Origin of the sequence: Pantoea sp. Morm (assembly GCF_016643525.1) — a bacterium.
Lineage (GTDB): Bacteria > Pseudomonadota > Gammaproteobacteria > Enterobacterales > Enterobacteriaceae > Pantoea > Pantoea dispersa.
In genome coordinates this window covers 1-668 of record NZ_VOQX01000277.1, presented here as the reverse complement: position 1 = coordinate 668, position 668 = coordinate 1, and the positions used below count along the sequence as shown (strand labels likewise).

The 668-nt window shown below is 51.2% G+C and carries 1 protein-coding gene; it reads left to right on the top strand.

Going from position 1 to position 668, the window contains the following annotated elements:
* Positions 1 to 668, top strand: a 668-nt coding sequence (serC, locus tag FT726_RS27545) for a 3-phosphoserine/phosphohydroxythreonine transaminase (protein WP_346303872.1), incomplete at both ends; no start/stop codon positions are given.

Below are 668 nucleotides of genomic sequence, written 5' to 3'. Positions count from 1 at the left end.
AATATTGCACCCCGAACACCATCGACGTCAAAACCACGCTTAACGGTAAACGTGCTTTGTTACCGATGCGTGAATGGCAGCTCAACGATGATGCTGCCTATGTGCATTTCTGCCCGAATGAAACCATTGATGGCATCGCAATCGATGAAGAGCCTGACTTTGGTGACAAAGTCGTGGTGGCTGACTTGTCTTCAACCATTATGTCTCGCCCAATCGATGTCAGCCGTTACGGTGTGATCTACGCAGGCGCACAGAAAAACATCGGTCCAGCGGGATTAACGCTGGTGGTGGTGCGTGAAGATCTGCTGGGCAAAGCACAAAGTTATGTGCCGTCTATCCTTGATTACAAGGTGCTGGCTGAAAACGAATCCATGTTCAACACGCCGCCGACTTTTGCCTGGTACCTCTCTGGCCTGGTATTTAAATGGCTGAAAGAGAAGGGCGGTGTTGCTGAGATGGATAAGTTCAATCAGGCGAAAGCAGACCTGCTCTATGGCGTCATCGATAACAGCAGCTTCTACCGTAACGATGTTGCTGCTGCTAACCGTTCACGTATGAACGTGCCGTTCCAGCTGGCTGATGCCGCGTTGGATAAAGTGTTTCTGGACGAGTCTCTGCAGGCAGGCCTGCATGCACTGAAAGGACACCGTGTGGTTGGCGGTATGCGT